We start from the raw sequence: 1,092 nt of genomic DNA, 5'->3' as shown, positions 1-1,092 counted from the left end.
CCCTCTTCCTCGATAGCTAAATTTATTTCTGCTAAAGCTCTAGTTCTTCCAACAAGAACTCCCCAGTTTTCAATTTGTACATTTCTAGCTAATCCTGAGCTAATTCCACCAGGTCTATAACGTTTATTTATCTCTTCAATAGCTTGAGTGAATCCCCAATCTTTTTTCAATAAAAAATAGCTCTTCATTGATTATCCTCCAAGAAATTAAACTTCCCTAATATTTTGCAAACGTTCTAAGTTTGATAGTTCAACGTTTAAAAAAGCTATCCAATCACTAGTGTATAAGTAATTATTGAATCCAAGAACAAACCCTGCATAGACTCCCTTATAGGTTGAGTTTAAGATGTTTGGTCGTGCTTCAAAAAACTTCCAACATTTTGTATGCAATGCCATGTTAAAAAAAGGATGTAATTCTTTAACTTTTAAAACAATGTCCGAAGGTTTATGTATGTATGGTGACTGGACTTCTTTAATAAAAGCTATCCCTTGGTCATATTGCGCTTTCTCTTCTTCGCTTAACTTCCTAAAATTAACAAATTCAATTGAAATATCTGAGGTGACAGCATGGTTACCAATTTTTGGAATTAAAAATGCCTTTATTCTATATTCTTGGCTTTCTAGCATTTCAGCGCTAAGTGCTTGACGTTCACTCTCCATAAACTGCCTGATAATCATGTAGTTTTGAGATTGGAATTGTTTCAATGCTTCAACCTTAGCCTCCATCGAAGCACGGCTTAATTGCATTGTAACAGCCAAGTTAACTAATAAAGCATGATTATCACCAAATTCCTTTGTTAACAGATTTTCATAATTTATTAATGCTGCTTGGCATTCACCACTACACATTAAGTCAACAATCGGAAGGAATCTATGTTCAATTTTATTACGAAGTCCAATAAGAAACGATAAATTAGACTTTACCGGTGACTCAATGCCATGCCAGTATTTTTCGAAGCATTCTTTTAACTCCCATGCCTTTTCTTCGCCATCTATATAGACAGTATTCCCATCTCTATCCTTGTGGTAATAATCCACGCCGTTTTTTTCAAAGATAGCATGAAATAATGATGTGTAAGAAATTATCATATTA

2 protein-coding genes are annotated in these 1,092 nt (G+C 34.0%); both read right to left on the bottom strand.

The features are described from left to right. A partial coding sequence (locus V2A85_RS23860; RefSeq protein ID WP_420072576.1) for a hypothetical protein occupies nt 1-188 on the bottom strand: 188 nt, incomplete at its 3' end. A gap of 18 nt (nt 189-206) precedes the next feature. Beyond that, nucleotides 207-1,092: DUF3644 domain-containing protein (locus tag V2A85_RS23855; protein WP_420072575.1), on the bottom strand; the 886-nt coding region annotated here is incomplete at its 5' end.

Origin of the sequence: Yersinia sp. 1252 StPb PI, from assembly GCF_048593885.1 — a bacterium.
Classification (GTDB): Bacteria; Pseudomonadota; Gammaproteobacteria; order Enterobacterales; family Enterobacteriaceae; genus Yersinia; species Yersinia enterocolitica_E.
This window is presented reverse-complemented; position numbering and strand designations above follow the sequence as displayed.